We start from the raw sequence: 1524 nt of genomic DNA on the forward strand, positions 1-1524 counted from the left end.
GGTGGTGGCCGCGCCGCTGATATTGCCGCCACTGACGGTGCCCGCCAATTCGACGCCTGTGCCGTTACCCGTGGCGCGGCCGCTGACGCGGCTGTCGCCGAGATTAGTCAGGTTGGCGTTAACCACCACCCCACTGCCGTCGATGCTGCCACCGCTCAGGGCGACGTCCGTCAGGGTGCTGTCACCCGCGACATGAACCCCCGAACGGCTGACAGAGTTCCCTGCCAAACTACCGTCTGTCACGCTACCGCTCAGGCTCACGCCGACGCCGCGGTTCGCGTTGCCGCTAACCCTAACGCCAGTCATATTTGCATCGCTTAAATTTACGCCGCGCCCATCGTCACTATGGCCGGTAAATATGACCTCCCCGTCATGACTTCCCTGCGTATTTCCAGTGACGATACCTCTGACAATAATGCCATCACCTGATAATGACTTACCTGTCAGTGATAACGTGGTCTGATTGCCAGTGACAATATTAACAACATTCTTTTTATTACCATTCATCAGTCCGGTACCAGTATCAGACGTGCCGCTTATGTTCCCACCCTCACTGATATTGATGTTTAAATTCACCACTCTTGATGGGTTACCATCGTCTGCGGATGTAGTAAAGGAAACGCCTTCTCCCGACGGACTCGTACCTTTAATATCGACCTGTCCTATGACATTAACGTTCGCACCAATAACAACGCCAGGGCCGCCATCCTTGGTGTCCCCGTTAATACTCAGATTCCCATTAACCGTTAAGTTCCCCACGCCGTCCGTATAACCGGGGGAGGAGTTTGTAATCGTTACACCTATTGTAGCGTACTGCGTACTCAAGCCTGGATTGCGGTGCTTCCCGGTAAGAGCGGTATTTTTGGCATCAAACAGGGTGTTACCATAAAAGCCGAGGGCAGATTGCATGTGCGTCCCTTCCTCTTCCGTTCCGCTTGACGCAAAGGATATATTGTTCTTTGCTGTAAACGATGAATAAGAAAAACCGGCAACAGCAAATGAGTAACCACTACTTTTCCCAGTAGCGTTCACATTTATTGAATCTTTTGAATTAAGTACAATATTACTCCCCACAATGGCACTACCCGCGCCACTTGCATTGAGCGAAATATTGTTCTTCGCTGTTAATTTAACAGTATTAAGCTTAACGGCCGATGATTGCAAAGAGCCGTTAATGGCAGAGCCGTTCAGATCGATGCTTCCATTATTGGCCTGCACATCGGCGTTACCCAGGTTAATCCCCGTCACCTCTCCAGCACTTGGATTATGGGCAGTAAAGGTAATACTCCCGTTGCTGGAACGGATGCCCATACTCGCGTTAGCTTCTCCGTTGATATTCATTCCCCCGACTGGCGCATGCAGGGTGATATTATCCTTAGCCGCAATACTACTGTTACCTGTCAAGCTGATACCGGCACGACCGGTCAGGCTGACATTACCTGCCGAGGCATTCAGCGACGTATTCGCTAATCCCAGTGAACCGTTGCTGTTAATCGTCAGGTTGCCGCGGCTGGCGGTCAGGTT

Annotated in this window: 1 protein-coding gene; it reads right to left on the bottom strand. The window is 51.4% G+C overall.

From position 1 onward, the window contains the following. Positions 1 to 1524: beta strand repeat-containing protein (locus EHO01S_RS19100; protein WP_024525068.1), on the bottom strand; the 1524-nt coding region annotated here is incomplete at both ends.

The sequence above is a fragment of the Edwardsiella hoshinae NBRC 105699 = ATCC 33379 genome, assembly GCF_000474215.1.
Taxonomy (GTDB): Bacteria; Pseudomonadota; Gammaproteobacteria; order Enterobacterales; family Enterobacteriaceae; genus Edwardsiella; species Edwardsiella hoshinae.